The following is an 18,735-nucleotide window of genomic DNA, read 5'->3' on the forward strand; positions in this document are numbered from 1 at the left end:
ATAGTGTTTCGGTGGTCATAGCGTTAGGGAAACGCCCGGTTACATTTCGAACCCGGAAGCTAAGCCTTTCAGCGCCGATGGTACTGCAGGGGGGACCCTGTGGGAGAGTAGGACGCCGCCGAACAATTCTTCAGCTCCGGTCCCTGAACCTTCTGGTTCAGGGACCGGAGCTTTTTTGTTCGGCAATTGCAGTGCAGCGCGTCACCTGCCGTTCACGTTCGGCCGCCAGCATCCGGAGGCATGGGGACAAGTGGAACGCTTGAGTCGGCCGGTATCGGCATCGGCGACGAGGTCGTGGTGCCGGCGTTCGGCAACGCCGAGGTCACCGAGGCCGTCGTGCGCGCCGGAGCCGCACCGGTCTTCGCCGACATCGACCCGGACACCTACTGCATCGACCCGGCCGCCGTGGCGGACGTGCTGACCTCCAGGACCGCCGCCGTCATCGCCGTGCACCGCTTCGGACAGCAGGCCGACATGGCCAGGCTGCAGGAGCTGGGCGCGCGCCACGGGCTGCTGGTGCACGGCGCCGAGGAGCCCGGCGCGGCCCCCGGTGGCGCCGAGCAGCGGCGGGCGTACGCGACGTACTTCGACGGGCGTCTGCGGGGCGTCGTGACGCCCACGGAGCGGGCGCCGCACACGTACGAGCAGTACGTGGTCCGGGTCCCGGGCAATGGCCGGCCGGACCGCGACGCCTTCGCGCGGACGCTGCGGGCCAAGGGCGTGCCCTGCCGGGTGCCCGTGCCGGTGCCGGTGTACCGGATGCCTGCCTACCGGCGGGACCTGCTGCTGCCGCAGACGGAGCGGGCGTGCGACGAGACGCTGGCGCTGCCCGTCACGGGGACGCTGACCCGCCGTGAATTGCAGCGCGTCGTGAGCGCGTGCAATGCGCTCGGCGGGCTTCTCCAGCCGGCGTTCTGACCGCGGCGGGAGTAACTGCAGTAATGCGGGCGGGAGCGCTGTCGGGTAATTCCGATTTACCGGGAGTGCGTGGCTGACCTGGTCGGCAGGTGGTTCGAACCACGGCTCGGAGTCAGGTATAGTTATTCCCGTCGGCGCGCCCCAATAGCTCAGTCGGCAGAGCGTCTCCATGGTAAGGAGAAGGTCTACGGTTCGATTCCGTATTGGGGCTCTGAAGAAAAGGCCCCCGCCATCAGGCGGGGGCCTTTTTTGCATGGGGACGAATAGTTGGGGCCTGAGGCGATGCCCCAGGCCCCGAAGTCTTTACAGCACGTCTTACAGCGCCACGCTCTCGTGCACCGCCTGCGGCACCCGCATGGCGAGGATGGCCATGTCGTCCGAGGCGGGCTCGGCGGCGAAGCGCTCCACGGCGCGCAGGATGCGCGCGGCGACCGCGCCGGCCGTGAGGCCCGTACAGGTCGTCAGGACGTCGGCCAGACCGTCGTCTCCGAGCATGCGCGTGCCCTCGCGGCGCTCCGTGACGCCGTCGGTGACGCAGAGCAGGACGTCGCCGGGGTCGAGGGTGACCGTCTGGGCGTACAGCTCCAGGTCGTCCATGACGCCCAGCAGCGGCTGCGGTTCGGCGGCGGGTTCGACCGTGCCGTCCTGGCGCAGCCGCAGGGGCAGCGGATGGCCCGCGCAGACGACCTTCAGTACGGCGCTGCCGTCGCGCTGGGGCCACAGTTCGCCGTAGAGGAGCGTGAGGAAGCGGCTGCGCGCGCCCTCGTCGAGGATCGCGGCGTTGAGGCGCTCCAGGACGGCGGGGCCGCCGAAGCCCTCACGGGCGAGCAGCCGCAGCGCGTGCCGGGCGAGGCCCGTGACGGCCGCGGCCTCCGGGCCCGTACCGCAGACGTCGCCGATGGCGAAGCCGTACGCGCCGTCGCGGATGGGGAAGAGGTCGTAGAAGTCGCCGCCGACCTCGTTGCCCTCGCCCGCGGCGCGGTAGATGACCTCGACCTCGACGCCGGGTACGTCCGGGAGTTCGGGCGGGAGCAGGCTGCGCTGGAGGGACTGGCTGATTGCCGTGCGCTCCGAGTACAGGCGCGCGTTGTCCAGGGCGAGCGCGGCCCTTCGGGAGAGGTCCTCGGCGAGTTCGAGGATCTCCTGGCGGAAGTGCTCCTCGGTGGGCTTGCCGAGGGTGAGCATGCCGATGACGCGGTTACGGGCGACGAGCGGCAGGACGACGGTCTCGCCGCCGACGGCCGAGGCGGTGGCCAGCGTGGCGCCGGGGCCGCTGGAGGGCCGTGCGGAGGCGCCCAGTCCGAGGCTGCGCAACGAGGTCCGCAGGGCGGCGTCGTGGGCCGCGTCTCCCGGGGCGCTCCATACGCGGGCCCCGGGGGTGGGCACCGGCTCCGGCGGCGGGACTTTCTGCAGCAGGGTCTTGAGGCCGTCGATGCGGTCCTCGTCCTCGTGCAGCACGAAGGAGAGTTCGGGCTCGGACGTCTGGTCCGCGACGGTGTACACGGCGCACCAGGTGGCGAGCGTGGGGACCGTCATCTGGGCCATGAGGGCCAGCGTCTGATTGCGGTCCAGGGTGCCGGCGAGCAGGTCGGACGCCTCGACCAGGAAGGAGAGCGAGCCGCGGCGGAGCTTTTCCAGTTCGGTGAGGCGGGCGCGTTCGACGGCGAGTGCGATGCGGTCGGCGGCGAACTGGAGGCGCAGCGCTTCTTCGTTCGTATAGCGGCTGGGGGTCTCGGCGGCGACGCCGAGGGAGCCGGTGAGGCGGCCCTCGACCTTGAGCGGGACCGTGACGACCGAGCGCATGCCCGTACCGGAGAGCAGCGGTACGGCGCCCTGTACGGCCGTCAGGTCCTCGTGGACGGCCGGCATGCGGGCCGAGCCGTAGCGGCCGCTGCCGGCCTCCACAGGGACGCGTGCGAAGCGCTGGCGGGCGGAGGGCAGCCCCGTGGAGGCGCGGACCTCCAGCTCGGTCTCGTCGTCGGTGGCCAGGAGGAGGTACGCGGCGTCGCCGTCGAGCATGTCGCGGGCGCGTTCGACCGTGCGCTGCAGGAGTCCGTCGAGGTCGTCGGGGGCGGGGGAGCCGATGAAGACTTCGAACGGGTCGGCGGGGCCGTGGCCCTCGGACTGCTGGGCGGAGGAGTCCGACGGGGTGCGCGGAGGGCTCGCGAGGACGGCGCGCTCGTGGTCGCGGACGAGGAGGCAGACCGTGGAGGGCTCGCCGTCGGCGTCGCGCACCCGTAGGTGCGAGGCGTACACGGGGACGACGCGGCCGTCGGCGCCCCTTATGCCGTAGCTGCCCTCCCAGCGGGAGAGCTGGAGGGCCTCGGCGATGCCGGTGCCCGTACCGGGGGTGTGCGGCCAGGCCGCGAAGTCGGTGAGGGGCTTGCCGATCACCTGTTCGGGCGCATAGGCGAAGAGTTCCTGCGCGTCCTCGTTCCAGGAGCTGATGCAGCCGCCGCGGTCGATCTGGACGACGGCGACGCGGACCCGGTGCTCGGCGACGGGGAGCGCGTCCACGGGGAGCGCGGGGCCGGCGGACCGGGTGCCGGCGGGGCGCTCGGGCAGGTCGAGCTGGAACCAGACGTGCTTCTGGGAGGGGGTGTACTCCACGCCCCAGCGGGTGGCCAGGGCGCCGCACAGCAGCAGTCCGCGGCCGCCCTCGCGGTCGGGGTGGGCGAGCGCCTGTCCGGAGCTCTGTACGGGCACCTCGCGCTCCGGATAGCGGTCGGCGACCTCGATGCGGACGCCGGTGTCGGTACGGAGGCAGAGCACGTCGGCGGCGGTGCCGGCGTGTACGACGGCGTTGGTGACCAGCTCGCTGGTGAGGACGACGGCGTCGTCGATGATGTCGCCGTGGCCCCAGCCCTGGAGGGTGTCGCGCACGAAAGCCCGCGCCGTGGCGACCGAGCGCCCTACCGGCTCGAAGGTGGCAGCGGCCCGCGCGGTGATCACTGGTCTCCTCATGCGTGTGTCGGTGATCTGCTCCCCCATATTCGCGGCGCCCCTCCGAATGCCCGTCGTGCTCGCGCCACCGCACCGGCCGTGCGGGTGGACAGCCGGAGCCCAGGGTACTTACCTTCGACGCCCATATGGATGCCGGTCACGTGTGTTTCCCGCCCCGGGCTCGCCACGGACGGTATGCGATGCTGCCGAACTGTTATGGCCTGGTTGGGCCATGGTGAAACACTGGGAAGGCTTCAAGAGAAGGCCCGGGTAGAACGGTCGACCCTGCGGGAGGGACACGGTGGAGTCTGGCGGAGCGGCGCGGGGTGCAAGCACGCGCGCGAAAGGCGGACGCTCCCGCAACAACGGGACGACAGAGGTGGACACGGCGGCGCTGAACCGCCTGCTGTCCGCTCTCGTGTCGATGCGGGACGGGAACTTCCGCAAGCGGCTGACCGTCTCCGGCGACGGGATCATGGCGGAGGTGGCGGCCGTCTTCAACGAGGTCGCCGACCGCAATCTGCACCTCACGGGCGAGCTGGCCCGGGTGCGGAGGGTCGTGGGACGTGAGGGAAAGCTCACAGAGCGCCTGGAAGTGGGGGCCTGTGAGGGCTCCTGGGCGGCCGCGATCGACGCGTCCAACGCGCTCGTGGACGACCTCGTACGGCCGGTCTCCGAGGTGGGCCGGGTGCTGTCCGCGGTGTCCGAGGGTGACCTCGAACAGCGCATGGACCTGCGGACGCGGAGCAGTGACGGGACGACGGCGCACCCGCTGCGGGGCGAGTTCCTGAAGGTCGGCCGCACGGTGAACGGGCTGGTGGACCAGCTGTCGGCGTTCACCGACGAGGTGACGAGGGTCGCCAGTGAGGTCGGTACCGAGGGCAAGCTCGGCGGCCAGGCCCGGGTCCGCGGAATGTCCGGTTCGTGGAAGGACCTCACGGATTCGGTCAACACGATGGCCTCACGGCTCACCGCTCAGGTACGTGACATTGCTCTCGTCACGACCGCGGTGGCCAAGGGTGACCTCTCCCGAAAGGTCACCGTCCACGTCGCGGGCGAGATGCTGGAGCTGAAGAACACCGTCAACACGATGGTGGACCAGCTCTCGTCCTTCGCCTCCGAGGTCACGCGAGTGGCGAACGAGGTCGGCGCCGAGGGCCAGCTGGGTGGTCAGGCGCAGGTGCCGGGCGCGGCCGGCACGTGGAAGGACCTCACCGACTCGGTGAACAACGCGTTCCGGAACCTCACCGGTCAGGTGCGGGACATTGCGCAGGTCACGACGGCGGTGGCCAATGGTGATCTGTCGCAGAAGGTCACGGTCGACGTCTCCGGCGAGATGCTGGAGCTGAAGAACACCGTGAACACGATGGTGGACCAGCTGTCCTCCTTCGGTGCCGAGGTCACGCGGGTGGCCCGGGAGATCGGTGTCGAGGGTGAGCTGGGCGGTCAGGCGCAGGTGCCGGGCGCGGCCGGCACGTGGAAGGACCTCACCGACTCGGTGAACACGGCCTTCCGGAACCTCACCGGCCAGGTCCGGAACATTGCGCAGGTCACGACGGCGGTGGCCAACGGTGATCTGTCGCAGAAGGTCACCGTCGACGTCTCCGGCGAGATGCTCCAGCTGAAGAACACCGTGAACACGATGGTGGACCAGCTGTCCTCGTTCGCCGACCAGGTCACGCGGATGGCCAGGGACGTGGGTACGGAGGGCCGCCTGGGCGGTCAGGCCCAGGTTCCGGGCGTGAGCGGTACGTGGAAGGAACTGACCGACTCCGTCAACTTCATGGCGGGGAACCTCACATCCCAGGTGCGGCAGATCGCGCAGGTGACGACGGCGGTCGCCCGGGGTGATCTGTCGCAGAAGATCGACGTCGACGCACGCGGCGAGATCCTGGAGCTGAAGAACACCATCAACACGATGGTCGACCAGCTCTCGGCGTTCGCGGAGCAGGTGACGAGAGTCGCCCGCGAGGTGGGTACGGACGGCCGGCTGGGCGGTCAGGCTCAGGTGCCGGGCGTGGCCGGTGTGTGGCGCGACCTGACCGATTCGGTGAACGGTATGGCGGGCAACCTGACCGCTCAGGTCCGGAACATCGCCCAGGTCGCGACCGCGGTGGCCCGCGGTGACCTCTCCCAGAAGATCGACGTGGACGCCCGCGGCGAGATCCTGGAGCTCAAGAACACGCTGAACACGATGGTGGACCAGCTGTCCTCCTTCGCCGAGCAGGTGACCCGGGTGGCCCGCGAGGTGGGTACCGAGGGCATCCTGGGCGGCCAGGCCGAGGTCCAGGGGGTGAGCGGCACCTGGAAGGACCTCACCCAGTCCGTGAACGGCATGGCGAACAACCTGACCTCTCAGGTGCGCAACATCGCCGAGGTGACGACCGCGGTGGCCCGCGGCGACCTGTCCAAGAAGATCACTGTCGACGCCAAGGGCGAGATCCTCGAACTGGTGACGACCGTGAACACCATGGTCGACCAGCTCTCCGACTTCGCCGAGCAGGTGACGCGGGTCGCCCGTGAGGTGGGTACGGAGGGCCAGCTGGGCGGCCAGGCCCGGGTGCGGGACGTCACCGGCATCTGGAAGGACCTCAGCGACAACGTCAACCTGATGGCCAACAACCTGACCAGCCAGGTGCGGAACATCTCCCAGGTCGCCACGGCGGTCGCCAACGGCGATCTGACCAAGAAGGTCACGGTCGAGGCGCGTGGCGAGGTCGCGACGCTGGCCGACACGGTGAACACGATGGTGACGACCCTGTCGTCGTTCGCCGACGAGGTGACGCGAGTCGCCCGTGAGGTGGGCACCGACGGGATCCTGGGCGGTCAGGCCCGGGTGCCGGGTGTCGCCGGTACGTGGAAGGACCTCACGGAGTCGGTGAACTCCATGGCGTCCAACCTGACCGGACAGGTGCGGAACATCGCGATGGTCACGACGGCCATCGCGAAGGGTGATCTGACCAAGAAGATCGACATCGACGCCCGGGGCGAGATCCTGGAGCTGAAGACGACGATCAACACGATGGTCGACCAGCTGTCGTCCTTCGCCGAGCAGGTCACCCGGGTGGCCCGTGAGGTGGGTACGGAAGGCCAGCTGGGCGGTCAGGCGCAGGTGCGCGGTGTTGCCGGTACCTGGAAGGACCTGACCGAATCGGTGAACGAGATGGCGGGGAACCTCACCCGTCAGGTGCGTGCGATCGCCGCCGTCGCCGCGGCGGTGACCCTCGGCGACCACAACGTCCGCATCGACGTGGACGCGGCCGGCGAGATCCTGGAGCTTCAGGACAACGTCAACACGATGATCGCCACGCTCCGCGAGACCACACTCGCCAACGAGGAGCAGGACTGGCTGAAGGGCAACCTCGCCCGGATCTCCGGCCTGATGCAGGGCCGCCGCGACCTCAAGGACGTCGCGAAGCTCATCATGAGCGAGCTGTCGCCCGCGGTCTCCGCGCAGCACGGCGCGTTCTTCCTCGCGACGTCGGCCGACGACAACCAGGAGATCGGCGCGGACGGCGGCGAGGCGGGCGACTACGAGCTGCGCCTGACGGGCTCGTACGGCTATTCGATGGGTGCAATGCCCACCACCTTCGTTCCGGGCGAGACGCTCATCGGCACCGCGGCGGAGGAGAAGCGCACCATCCTGGTGGAGAACGTGCCGGCGGGATACCTGAAGATCTCCTCCGGACTGGGCGAGGCGCCGCCCGCCAACGTGATCGTGCTGCCCGTGCTCTTCGAGGACAAGGTGCTGGGCGTCATCGAGCTGGCGTCGTTCCAGCCGTTCACGCAGATCCAGAAGGACTTCCTCAGCCAGATCGCGGAAATGATCGCGACCAGCGTCAACACGATCTCGGTCAACACCAAGACCGAGATCCTGCTGAGCCAGTCCCAGGAGCTGACCGAGCAGCTCAAGGAGCGCTCGGCGGAGCTGGAGAGCCGGCAGCGCGCGTTGGAGCTGTCCAACTCCGAGCTGGAGGAGAAGGCGGAGCAGCTGCGCAAGCAGAACCGCGACATCGAGGTGAAGAACACCGAGATCGAGGAGGCGCGGCAGGTCCTGGAGGAGCGCGCCGAGCAGCTCGCGGTCTCGATGCGGTACAAGAGCGAGTTCCTCGCGAACATGTCGCACGAGCTGCGTACGCCGCTCAACTCCCTGCTGATTCTCGCCAAGTTGCTGGCCGACAACGCCGAGGGCAATCTCTCGCCGAAGCAGGTGGAGTTCGCCGAGACGATCCACGGCGCGGGCTCGGACCTGCTCCAGCTGATCAACGACATCCTGGACCTGTCGAAGGTCGAGGCGGGCAAGATGGACGTCAGCCCGACCCGGATCGCGCTGGTGCAGCTGGTGGACTACGTCGAGGCGACGTTCCGGCCGCTGACCGCGGAGAAGGGCCTGGACTTCTCGGTACGGGTCTCCCCGGAGCTGCCCGCGACGCTGCACACCGATGAACAGCGCCTCCTTCAGGTGCTGCGCAACCTGCTCTCCAATGCGGTGAAGTTCACCGACTCCGGAGCGGTGGAGCTGGTCATCAGGCCGGCCGGCGCGGACGTCCCCATGGCCATCCGCGAGCAGCTCCTGGAGCACGGCGCGCTGCGCGACGCGGACGCCGACATGATCGCCTTCTCGGTGACGGACACCGGTATCGGCATCGCGTCCAGCAAGATGCGAGTGATCTTCGAGGCGTTCAAGCAGGCGGACGGCACGACGAGCCGGAAGTACGGCGGTACGGGCCTGGGCCTGTCCATCAGCCGCGAGATCGCGCGGCTCCTGGGCGGCGAGATCCACGCGGCCAGTGAGCCGGGCCGCGGCTCGACCTTCACGCTGTACCTCCCGTACAACCCGGGCGGGCTGCCGCCGCAGGGCTACCCCCAGCTGGTCGCGGGCGGCTTCGCGATGGACGCGGAGGCGCACGACGCGGAGATCGCCGAGCAGGAGGCGGCGGCGCACCGCGCTGCGGAGGAGGCGGCGACCACTCCGGACGCCGCGATCTCGGGCCTCAACCGCCGTCGCCGGCGCGGCATTTCGGGCGCGGCGCCGCGGCCCGCGCTGCCCGGCGGGCCGACCGTCGCGCAGCCGCCGCAGTCCGCGGACGAGCCGTGGCTGGGCAGCGGACAGGATCTGGTGGCGCCGTCCTCCGAGAGCGGCGGTTTCCACGGCGAGAAGGTGCTGATCGTCGACGACGACATCCGCAACGTCTTCGCGCTCACCAGCGTCCTGGAGCAGCACGGCCTGTCGGTGCTGTACGCGGAGAACGGCCGTGAGGGCATCGAGGTGCTGGAACAGCACGATGATGTGACAGTGGTGCTGATGGACATCATGATGCCGGAGATGGACGGTTACGCCACGACCGCGGCGATCCGCCGGATGCCGCAGTTCGCCGGGCTGCCGATCATCGCCCTGACGGCCAAGGCCATGAAGGGCGACCGGGAGAAGAGCATCGAGTCCGGGGCTTCCGACTACGTGACGAAGCCGGTGGACACCGATCATCTGCTCTCGGTCATGCAGCAATGGATGCGCGCGGAGTGACGGGGCGTGCACGGAGAGGCCGCGCCTCCGCCCATATGCTGACTCCCTGTGGTCGTGCACGTGTGGGAGCACGGTATTCGGGGAACCTTCTGGTCTCCCGCTGCGTTTCTGCTACGTGCACGGTGACATAGCGGTGACAGGGTGTGGCGACAGGCGGGGTGCGGCTACCATGACCGGCACAAGTACGGGCGGCATGACGGAGCCGTCCCCTGGGGCGGCGTCCGGTGGAGTGCCGGGGCGAGGAGGACGGGCCATGGTGCAGAAGGCCAAGATCCTCCTGGTCGATGACCGGCCGGAGAATCTGCTGGCGCTGGAGGCGATCCTCTCCGCGCTCGATCAGACGCTGGTGCGGGCATCGTCCGGGGAGGAAGCGCTCAAGGCGCTGCTCACCGACGATTTCGCGGTGATTCTGCTCGATGTGCAGATGCCGGGGATGGACGGGTTCGAGACCGCGGCACACATCAAGCGGCGTGAGCGGACGCGGGACATCCCGATCATCTTCCTCACGGCGATCAACCACGGCCCGCACCACACCTTCCGCGGCTACGCGGCGGGTGCGGTGGACTACATCTCCAAGCCGTTCGACCCCTGGGTGCTGCGCGCCAAGGTCTCGGTCTTCGTCGAGCTGTACATGAAGAACGTCAAGCTGCGGGAGCAGGCGTCGCTGCTGCGGCTGCAGCTGGAGGGCGGCCAGTCGGCCGACGACGAGGAAGCCAAGGAGGCGGCGGGGCTGCTCGCCGAGCTCTCCGCGCGGCTGGCGGCCGTCGAGGAGCAGGCCGAGGCGCTGTCCAAACAGCTGGACGAGTCGGCGGACGCCGCCGCCGTGGCGACGGCCGCACATCTGGAGCGGAAGCTGACCGGACTGCGCCGCGCGCTGGACGCCCTGGAGCCGGGCGCGGGCAACAGCGACACGCCGTCCGTACCGTCGCAGAGCTGACGGCGCGGCGCCGGGTGTTCGGCGCCGGCGCCGCCCGGCAGCGGAGCTGACCCGGCAGCAGCTCCCGGCGCAGTCCCGGGTGTTGGGCCCGGTGCGGGCCAACCGCCCATATGGCGCGTTGGTTACGACACGAACGGGTGAAGGCCCGAGCGCCCGTGTCACCCCGGGTCGTCGCCTGTAACCTCGTCACCATGGCCTCACGTACGTCCGGCAAGGGTTCCCAGAGCACGGCGGGCCCCTCGAAGCAGCGCGCCGGGCGCCCCGGGGGCGCCGCCAAGAAGACCGCGGCGAAGCCGCCCGCCGCCAAGAAGGCACCGCCCAAGAAGGCAGCGGCCGCGAAGAAGGCCCCCGCGAAGAAGGCGGTGGCGAAGAAGCCCGCGCCGTCGCCGACCGGGGGCATCTACCGCGCGGTGCGCGCCCTCTGGCTGGGCCTCGCGCACACTGTCGGCTGGCTCTTCCGGGGCATGGGGCGCAGCGCGAAGAATCTCGACCCGGCCCACCGCAAGGACGGCCTGGCGCTGGCCCTGCTCGGCCTCGGCCTGGTCATCGCGGCGGGCACCTGGGCCAATCTCAACGGCCCGGTCGGTGATGTCGTCGAGCTGCTGGTGACCGGCGCGTTCGGCCGGCTGGACCTGCTCGTACCGATACTGGTGGGCGGCATCGCCGCCCGGGTCTTCTTCCGCCCCGAACAGCCGGAGGCGAACGGGCGGATCGTCATCGGGCTGTCGGCGCTGGTGGTCGGCGTGCTCGGGCAGGTCGCGATCGCCTGCGGCTCGCCGGACCAGGACGATGTGGCGGGGGTGCGGGACGCCGGCGGGTACCTCGGCTGGGCCGTGTCCAAACCGCTGCTCTTCATGGTCGGGCAGACCCTGTCGGTGGCACTGCTGGTGCTGGTGACCGTCTTCGGCCTGCTGGTGGTCACCGCGACGCCGGTCACGGCCATTCCGCGGCGGTTCCGCGCGCTCGGCATGCGGCTGGGCCTCCTGGAGACGTACGAGCCGGACGCCGACGCCTTCGCCGGCGAGCCGCGCGAGCAGCCGGCCCGCAAGGGCCGCCGGAGCCGCTCCGAGGAGCTGGAGACGTCCCCGGAGGCCGCGGAGGAGGCCGCACTCGCCAAGCGCCGCACATCGCGCCGTACGGCCGCTGAGCCGGCCGCGGAACCGGCCGCCGAGTGGGAGCCCGCGCGGTCCAAGGACGCGGTGGACGTGGCCGCCGGATACGCCGCCAACCTGGACGGCGCGGTGCTGCACGGCATCCAGCCCTCGGCCCTGGTGGCCGACATCAGCAGTGGCATCAAGGGCGACCGCGGCGACCACGAGGACAGCGGTACGGGCTTCCAGGGCTCGTCCGTACCGCCCGCGCGCGGCGCCGAGCCGCCCGCCGCTGCCCCGGAGAGCACCTCGTCGGTCCCCGACTTCACCAAGCGCGCGCCGGAGCCCGTCTCCGACCTGCCGCCGCGCGCCGAGCAGCTCCAGCTGGCCGGTGACATCACGTATGCGCTGCCCTCGCTGGACCTGATGGAGCGCGGTGGGCCCGGCAAGACGCGCAGCGCGGCCAACGACGCGGTGGTGGAGTCGCTGTCGAAGGTGTTCCAGGAGTTCAAGGTCGACGCCGCGGTCACCGGCTTCACCCGGGGGCCGACGGTCACCCGGTACGAGATCGAGCTCGGTCCGGGCGTGAAGGTCGAGAAGATCACCGCGCTGGCGAAGAACATCGCGTACGCGGTGGCCAGCCCGGACGTGCGGATCATCAACCCGATCCCGGGCAAGTCCGCGGTCGGCATCGAGATCCCCAACAGCGACCGCGAGATGGTCAACCTCGGGGACGTGCTGCGCTCGGCGGCCGCGGTGGGCGACGACCACCCGATGGTGGTCGGGCTCGGCAAGGACGTCGAGGGCGGCTACGTCTCGGCGAACCTGGCGAAGATGCCGCACGTCCTGGTCGCGGGCGCCACCGGCTCCGGCAAGTCCTCCTGCATCAACTGCCTGATCACCTCGGTCATGGCCAGGGCCACGCCGGAGGACGTACGGATGGTGCTGATCGACCCCAAGCGGGTCGAGCTGACCGCGTACGAAGGCATCCCGCACCTGATCACACCGATCATCACCAACCCCAAGCGCGCCGCCGAGGCGCTGCAGTGGGTGGTGCGCGAGATGGACCTCCGTTACGACGACCTCGCGGCCTACGGGTACCGGCACATCGACGACTTCAATGAGGCGGTGCGCAGCGGCAAGGCGCAGGCCCCCGAGGGTAGCGAGCGCGAGCTGTCGCCGTATCCGTATCTGCTGGTGATCGTGGACGAGCTGGCGGACCTGATGATGGTCGCGCCGCGGGACGTGGAGGACTCCATCGTCCGGATCACCCAGCTGGCGCGCGCGGCCGGCATCCACCTGGTGCTGGCGACGCAGCGCCCGTCGGTCGACGTGGTCACGGGCCTGATCAAGGCGAACGTGCCCTCGCGGCTCGCCTTCGCGACGTCCTCGCTGGCCGACAGCCGGGTCATCCTGGACCAGCCGGGCGCGGAGAAGCTCATCGGAAAGGGTGACAGCCTGTTCCTGCCGATGGGTGCGAGCAAGCCGACCCGTATGCAGGGCGCCTTCGTGCAGGAGGCGGAGGTCGCGGCGGTGGTCAAGCACTGCAAGGAGCAGATGGCCCCGGTCTTCCGGGACGACGTCACGGTCGGGCAGAGCAAGAAGAAGGAGATCGACGAGGACATCGGCGACGACCTGGACCTGCTGTGCCAGGCCGCCGAGCTGGTCGTCTCCACGCAGTTCGGGTCCACGTCGATGCTGCAGCGCAAGCTGCGGGTGGGGTTCGCGAAGGCCGGGCGGCTGATGGACCTGATGGAGTCGCGGGACATCGTGGGGCCCAGCGAGGGTTCCAAGGCGCGCGATGTTCTGGTGAAGCCGGAGGATCTGGAAGGAGTGCTTGCCGTGATTCGGGGGGAGGCTCACTGACAGGTCACTCGAAAGAGATCGCAAGCAACCGTTTCTTCTGCCGATACGTCAAGTTGATGGAAGAGACGGAACGACGCGCGGCCGTCGGGCTCCCGGTGCGCACCGGGGGGCCTTCCGATGGCGTACAAAGTCCGCTCTCCCGCTTGCCCGACCCTTTCGGTACACCCCTAGACTGAACATCCAGCAGGTGGCTACACGCTCGAAAGGCGCCCCCGTGTCCATCGGCAACTCCCCTGAAGACGACCGGCCTTCCGTCGGTCGTGTCCTCCAGAAGGCCCGCGTCGACGCCGGACTGACCGTCGACGAGATCAGTACGACCACGCGGGTGCGCATCCCCATCGTGCACGCGATCGAGCAGGAAGATTTCTCGCGTTGCGGCGGGGACGTGTACGCCCGTGGTCACATTCGAACACTCGCACGTGCCGTGGGGCTGGATCCGGCCCCGTTGATCGCCCAGTTCGATGCCGAGCACGGCGGCCGGCCCGCGCCGACCCCGGCGGCGCCGCTCTTCGAAGCGGAACGCATGCGTCCCGAGCGGCGGCGTCCGAACTGGACGGCCGCGATGGTCGCCGCGATCGTCGCCGTGATCGGTTTCGTCGGCTTCACGCTGTTCAGCGACGGCGGCAAGGGCCAGGAGGCGTCCGTCGCCGACGGCCATGTCGGCGAGAGCCCGACCGTGAAGCCGTCCCCGACCAAGACCAAGCCCGCCGACCCCAAGCCCGACCCCTCCGACAGCGCCATCGCCGGCCTGCCGAAGGACAAGGTGACCATCAAGATCACCGCGCGTGACGGGCAGAGCTGGATCTCCGCAAAGGATGCCAACGGCAAGCTCCTGGAGGACGGCCTGCTCCAGAAGGGCGAGTCCAAGACCTTCACCGACAAGAAGCGGATCGACCTGGTCCTCGGTAACGCCGGAGCCGTACAGCTGTACGTCAACGGCAAGGAGGTCAAGGAGATCGGCGACAAGGGCTCCGTGGAGCGCCTGAGCTACACCCCGGGCGACCCGCAGGCCGGCTGAGCGCACGCCCGCCGGCTTCCGGGGAAACGCCGGGGAAACGCCCGCCGCCCCTCCAGGAGGGGCGGCGGGCGGCCGTGTGCCGGGGCGCGGGGCGGTGCGGGGAACCCTCCCAGACATGGGGACGTCCGGGACGAAGTAGGCTGGGCGCCATGCCCGAACGCCGTACCGTCGCCCTTGTCACTCTTGGCTGCGCCCGTAACGAGGTGGACTCGGAGGAGCTCGCAGGCCGCCTGGCAGCGGACGGCTGGGAGCTCGTCGAGGAAGCCGCCGAAGCCGATGTCGCCGTCGTCAACACCTGTGGTTTCGTCGAGGCCGCCAAGAAGGACTCCGTCGACGCTCTCCTGGAAGCCAATGATCTGAAGGACCACGGCCGCACCCAGGCCGTGGTGGCCGTGGGCTGCATGGCCGAGCGGTACGGCAAGGAGCTGGCCGAGGCGCTGCCCGAGGCCGACGGCGTGCTCGGGTTCGACGACTACACCGACATCTCCGGCCGCCTCCAGACCATCCTGAGCGGCGGCAACGTCGAGGCGCACGCCCCGCGCGACCGGCGCAAGCTGCTGCCGATCAGCCCTGCCGAGCGCCAGGGCGCCGGGGTCGCACTCCCCGGCCACGGTGACGCACTCGCCTCGGCCCCCACGGACCTGCCCGAGGGCGTCGCGCCCGCCTCCGGGCCGCGCGCCCCGCTGCGCCGCCGCCTGGGGAACAACCCCGTGGCCTCGGTGAAGCTCGCCTCCGGCTGCGACCGCCGCTGCTCCTTCTGCGCCATCCCGTCCTTCCGCGGCTCCTTCATCTCGCGCCGTCCCTCGGACGTGCTGGGCGAGACCCGCTGGCTGGCCGAGCAGGGTGTGAAGGAGGTCATGCTGGTCTCCGAGAACAACACCTCGTACGGCAAGGACCTCGGTGACATCCGTCTCCTGGAGACGCTGCTGCCGGAGCTGGCCGCCGTCGACGGCATCGAGCGCATCCGGGTCAGCTACCTCCAGCCCGCCGAGATGCGCCCCGGGCTGATCGACGTCCTGACCGGCACCGACAAGGTCGCCCCGTACTTCGACCTGTCCTTCCAGCACTCGGCTCCCGGTGTGCTGCGCGCCATGCGCCGCTTCGGGGACACCGAGCGGTTCCTGGACCTGCTGGCGACGATCCGTACGAAGGCGCCGCAGGCCGGTGCCCGCTCCAACTTCATCGTTGGCTTCCCCGGGGAGACCGAGGAGGACTTCGGCGAGCTGGAACGCTTCATCAGCGAGGCGAGACTCGACGCCATCGGCGTCTTCGGGTACTCCGACGAGGACGGCACCGAGGCGGCCGGCTACGAGAACAAGCTCGACCCCGATCTGGTGGCCGAGCGCCTGGCGCACCTCTCCCGGCTGGCCGAGGAGCTGACCGCGCAGCGCGCCGAGGAGCGCCTGGGCGAGACCGTCTCCGTGCTGGTCGACCGGGTCGACGACGAGGACGGCGTGGTCGGCCGCGCGGCGCACCAGGCCCCGGAGACCGACGGCGTCACCTTCCTCACGACCGGCGAGGACCTGGTCCCGGGTCGTATGGTCGAAGCAAAGGTGGTGGCGACCGAGGGCGTGGACCTCGTGGCGGAGCCGCTGCCGCTCGGCGCCGAGCACGGTGCCGGCTGTCCCGAGGAGGCGGCCAGATGACCGGAGTCCCGGCTTCCGCCGCAGGTGCTTCCGCCGCCGGCGGGGCCGGACGGCCGAAGACCGTCCGGCGGCAGGCCGGGCTGTGGAACATCGCCAACATCCTCACGATGCTGCGGCTGGTCCTGGTACCGGTCTTCGTGCTGCTCCTGATGCACGGCGGCGGGTACGACCCGGCTTGGCGCGCGTTCGCCTGGGCCGCGTTCGCCGTCGCCATGATCACCGACCTGTTCGACGGCCACCTGGCGCGCGCGTACGACCTGGTCACCGACTTCGGGAAGATCGCCGACCCGATAGCGGACAAGGCGATCATGGGCGCCGCGCTGATCTGCCTGTCGATCCTGGGCGACCTGCCCTGGTGGGTCACGGGAGTGATCCTCTTCCGGGAGCTCGGCATCACGCTGATGCGCTTCTGGGTGATCAGGCACGCGGTCATCCCGGCCAGCCGCGGCGGCAAGATGAAGACGCTCGCCCAGGGGACCGCGGTCGGGATGTACGTCCTCGTGCTCACCGGCCCGCTGGCCACGCTGCGCTGGTGGGTGATGGCGGTGGCCGTGGTGCTGACCGTCGTCACGGGCCTGGACTACGTGAAGCAGGCCGTCGTACTGCGCCGGGCCGGGCTGGCCAAGTCGCGGGAGGCCCTCCGGGCGCGGTCCGGTGAGAAGCCTTCCGGTCAGGGGTCGACGCCGTGAGTGGCGGTGCGGAGGCTGTGCAAGGGTCCCAGGAAAGCTCTGAGACGCGCGCTGACGCCCTCGCGGCATCGGCCGGGCCTTCTGCTGCCTCCGGCGCCGAGGAGAGCGCTGCGCGGGCGCTGGCGGCGTTGACGGAGCGCGGGCACACGCTGGCCGTGGCCGAATCGCTGACCGGCGGCCTGGTCGCGGGCGTGCTCACCGCGGTTCCCGGTGCCTCCCGGTGCTTCCGGGGCTCGGTCACGGCGTACGCGACCGAACTGAAGAGCCTCGTACTGGGTGTGGACGGCGCGCTTCTGGCCACCCGTGGTGCGGTGGACGCCGACGTCGCCCGGCAAATGGCACGGGGTGTACGACGCGTGCTCGGCGCCGACTGGGGTATTGCCACAACAGGGGTCGCCGGCCCCGACCCGCAGGACGGGCAGCCGGTCGGCACGGTCTACGTCGCGGTCACCGGGCCCGACGGTGAAGGAAAAGTGCGCCGGCTGACGTTGCACGGGGATCGCGACCGGATCCGCAGGGACAGCGTCACCGCAGTAGTGGACCTGCTGTTGAGCGAACTGACAGAAAATGCGCGGGCAAAGGATACGGAACATCACGGGGGTATCTGATGTTTACAGCCCTGAGTGAACACGAACTCGCTCCCGGCACGGCTGAGGCCCGAGGCGGTACGGTGGGGCGAGAAGGATCCGGATCCGAGGTCCGAGGAGGGAGCCAGCGATGATTCTGCTCCGTCGCCTGCTGGGTGACGTGCTGCGCCGACAGCGTCAGCGTCAAGGCCGCACCCTGCGCGAGGTCTCCTCCTCCGCCCGGGTGTCGCTCGGCTATTTGTCCGAGGTCGAGAGGGGGCAGAAGGAGGCTTCCTCCGAGCTGCTCTCGGCGATTTGTGATGCGCTGGACGTACGGATGTCCGAGCTCATGCGGGAGGTCAGCGACGAGCTGGCGCTCGCGGAGCTGGCCCGCTCCGCGGCCGCGAGCGAGCCGGTGCCGACGCCGGTGCGCCCCACGTTCAACCCCGTGTCCGTCACCTCGCTGACGGGCGTCCCCGAAGAGCGCGTGACGATCAAGGCGCCGGCGGAGGCCGTGGATGTCGTAGCGGCCTGACCGCACGGTTTCAGGCATGAGGAAGACCCCGGTGGGCACTCGCCCGCCGGGGTCTTCGTGTTGCCCGAGGGCGCTGCGAAGACTCTCGTCCGAACTGCGACTTTTCTTGTGGTGAGGCATCGTTTGTACGATGGCCAAAACGGACCATTCGCTTTGAAGCGGGAGGAAATGCATGCCTGTCGTCAACAGCACGCTGTCCGAGAGCGACCGCAAGACGGTCGGTGACGCGCTGCAGGGCGCGCTGGTGGACCTCGTCGACCTGTCGCTCCTCGCCAAGCAGGTCCACTGGAACGTCGTCGGCCCGCGCTTCCGCTCCGTTCACCTGCAGCTCGATGATGTCGTCACCAGTGTGCGCGGCCACGCCGACACGGTGGCCGAGCGGGCCTCCGCGATCGGTGTGAACCCCGACGGCCGCGCGGAGACCGTCGCCAAGACGAGCGGAATCGGCGCCGTCGACGCCGGCTGGATCAAGGACAACGACGCGGTGGCCACCCTCGTACGGGCGCTCGGCTCCGTCATCGAGCGGATGCGGGAGCGCATCAACGCCACCGACGAGCCCGACCCCGTCACCCAGGACCTCCTGATCGGGCTCACCGCCGACCTGGAGAAGCACCACTGGATGTTCCAGGCCGAAGCGGTCTGATGGCGGCCTGACGGCGGCCTGGTAGGGCACTCTCCGGTGACCCGATCGCTTCCGACCCGTACTGCCGGTGGCTGACTGCCAACCGACAGCCGGTGACAGACTCCGGAGCCGGGCCGGACCGGTCGGGAACGGTTCCGTCCGAGCGCGTGTCGTGCGTTGCGGAACGCGCCGTTCGTGCCCCGGTGCGCCCTCCCGTCGGAGGGCCATGGCCGACTACCGTCGACCGGAGGAGGCAGTCATGGCATGGCGCGGCTTCTTCTCCCGGCATCCGGTCCGGGGCGCGGGCGCCGAGCCGCCCGGGACACCGGGCCGCGGCAGGGTGGGGGCGCCGGGCCGCGGCCCGGCGCCCCCACCCTGCC

At 70.0% G+C, this 18,735-nt stretch carries 11 protein-coding genes, 1 tRNA gene and 1 rRNA gene; 12 read left to right on the forward strand and 1 reads right to left on the reverse strand.

Features of this window, described 5'->3' with window-relative positions:
- Positions 1-7 precede the first annotated feature (7 nt).
- The 3 genes from rrf (at position 8) to CCS38_RS06760 (ending at position 1,129) form a co-directional block, all read left to right on the forward strand.
- Positions 8-124 (forward strand): 5S ribosomal RNA (gene rrf / locus CCS38_RS06750).
- Positions 125-240: 116 nt separating this feature from the next.
- Positions 241-918 carry a DegT/DnrJ/EryC1/StrS family aminotransferase gene (locus CCS38_RS06755; RefSeq protein WP_223732280.1) on the forward strand — a complete coding sequence of 226 codons (678 nt, stop codon included), beginning with the start codon at positions 241-243 and terminating at the stop codon, positions 916-918.
- Between the two features lie 138 nt (positions 919-1,056).
- Positions 1,057-1,129 (forward strand) — tRNA-Thr (locus CCS38_RS06760).
- Positions 1,130-1,233: 104 nt separating this feature from the next.
- Here CCS38_RS06760 and CCS38_RS06765 read toward each other — a convergent pair.
- The gene (locus tag CCS38_RS06765; RefSeq protein ID WP_372457008.1) at positions 1,234-3,909 is read right to left on the reverse strand and encodes a SpoIIE family protein phosphatase; all 2,676 of its coding nucleotides are present in this window, start codon (positions 3,907-3,909) and stop codon (positions 1,234-1,236) included.
- Positions 3,910-4,162: 253 nt separating this feature from the next.
- On the opposite strand from CCS38_RS06765, the gene CCS38_RS06770 reads away from it, so the two are divergent.
- The 9 genes from CCS38_RS06770 to CCS38_RS06810 all read left to right on the forward strand — a co-directional run bounded on the left by CCS38_RS06770 (position 4,163) and on the right by CCS38_RS06810 (position 18,376).
- Positions 4,163-9,385 carry a HAMP domain-containing protein gene (locus CCS38_RS06770; protein WP_372457009.1) on the forward strand — a complete coding sequence of 1,741 codons (5,223 nt, stop codon included), beginning with the start codon at positions 4,163-4,165 and terminating at the stop codon, positions 9,383-9,385.
- A gap of 253 nt (positions 9,386-9,638) precedes the next feature.
- Complete coding sequence (locus tag CCS38_RS06775) at positions 9,639-10,322, forward strand: response regulator (RefSeq protein WP_223732282.1); 684 nt, start codon at positions 9,639-9,641, stop codon at positions 10,320-10,322.
- A gap of 191 nt (positions 10,323-10,513) precedes the next feature.
- A complete protein-coding gene (locus CCS38_RS06780; protein WP_223732283.1) occupies positions 10,514-13,279 on the forward strand; it encodes a DNA translocase FtsK in 2,766 nt (921 codons plus the stop codon).
- Between the two features lie 214 nt (positions 13,280-13,493).
- Positions 13,494-14,297: a helix-turn-helix domain-containing protein gene (locus CCS38_RS06785; protein ID WP_223732284.1), complete on the forward strand. Its 804-nt coding sequence runs from the start codon at positions 13,494-13,496 to the stop codon at positions 14,295-14,297.
- Positions 14,298-14,446: 149 nt separating this feature from the next.
- A complete protein-coding gene (rimO, locus tag CCS38_RS06790; RefSeq protein ID WP_223732285.1) occupies positions 14,447-15,943 on the forward strand; it encodes a 30S ribosomal protein S12 methylthiotransferase RimO in 1,497 nt (498 codons plus the stop codon).
- Positions 15,940-16,632, forward strand: a complete 693-nt coding sequence (gene pgsA / locus CCS38_RS06795; RefSeq protein WP_223732286.1) for a CDP-diacylglycerol--glycerol-3-phosphate 3-phosphatidyltransferase — start codon at positions 15,940-15,942, stop codon at positions 16,630-16,632. The genes rimO and pgsA overlap by 4 nt, the downstream gene beginning before the upstream one ends.
- Positions 16,633-16,787: 155 nt before the next feature.
- Positions 16,788-17,240, forward strand: coding sequence for a CinA family protein (locus tag CCS38_RS06800; RefSeq protein ID WP_372457011.1), 453 nt, complete (start codon positions 16,788-16,790; stop codon positions 17,238-17,240).
- A gap of 109 nt (positions 17,241-17,349) precedes the next feature.
- Positions 17,350-17,733: a helix-turn-helix domain-containing protein gene (locus tag CCS38_RS06805; RefSeq protein WP_223732287.1), complete on the forward strand. Its 384-nt coding sequence runs from the start codon at positions 17,350-17,352 to the stop codon at positions 17,731-17,733.
- Between the two features lie 172 nt (positions 17,734-17,905).
- Positions 17,906-18,376 (forward strand): Dps family protein, encoded by a 471-nt coding sequence (locus CCS38_RS06810; protein ID WP_223732288.1) that lies wholly within the window; start codon positions 17,906-17,908, stop codon positions 18,374-18,376.
- The last annotated feature ends 359 nt before the right edge of the window (positions 18,377-18,735 follow it).

Origin of the sequence: Streptomyces purpurogeneiscleroticus (assembly GCF_020024005.1) — a bacterium.
Lineage (GTDB): Bacteria > Actinomycetota > Actinomycetes > Streptomycetales > Streptomycetaceae > Streptomyces > Streptomyces purpurogeneiscleroticus.

Coding starts and splice junctions, on each gene's coding strand:
- rimO (WP_223732285.1), top strand. CDS start 14,447: ATGCCCGAACGCCGTACCGTCGCCCTTGTCACTCTTGGCTGCGCCCGT.
- pgsA (WP_223732286.1), top strand. CDS start 15,940: ATGACCGGAGTCCCGGCTTCCGCCGCAGGTGCTTCCGCCGCCGGCGGG.
- CCS38_RS06775 (WP_223732282.1), top strand. CDS start 9,639: ATGGTGCAGAAGGCCAAGATCCTCCTGGTCGATGACCGGCCGGAGAAT.
- CCS38_RS06765 (WP_372457008.1), bottom strand. CDS start 3,909: ATGGGGGAGCAGATCACCGACACACGCATGAGGAGACCAGTGATCACC.
- CCS38_RS06755 (WP_223732280.1), top strand. CDS start 241: ATGGGGACAAGTGGAACGCTTGAGTCGGCCGGTATCGGCATCGGCGAC.
- CCS38_RS06805 (WP_223732287.1), top strand. CDS start 17,350: ATGATTCTGCTCCGTCGCCTGCTGGGTGACGTGCTGCGCCGACAGCGT.
- CCS38_RS06780 (WP_223732283.1), top strand. CDS start 10,514: ATGGCCTCACGTACGTCCGGCAAGGGTTCCCAGAGCACGGCGGGCCCC.
- CCS38_RS06810 (WP_223732288.1), top strand. CDS start 17,906: ATGCCTGTCGTCAACAGCACGCTGTCCGAGAGCGACCGCAAGACGGTC.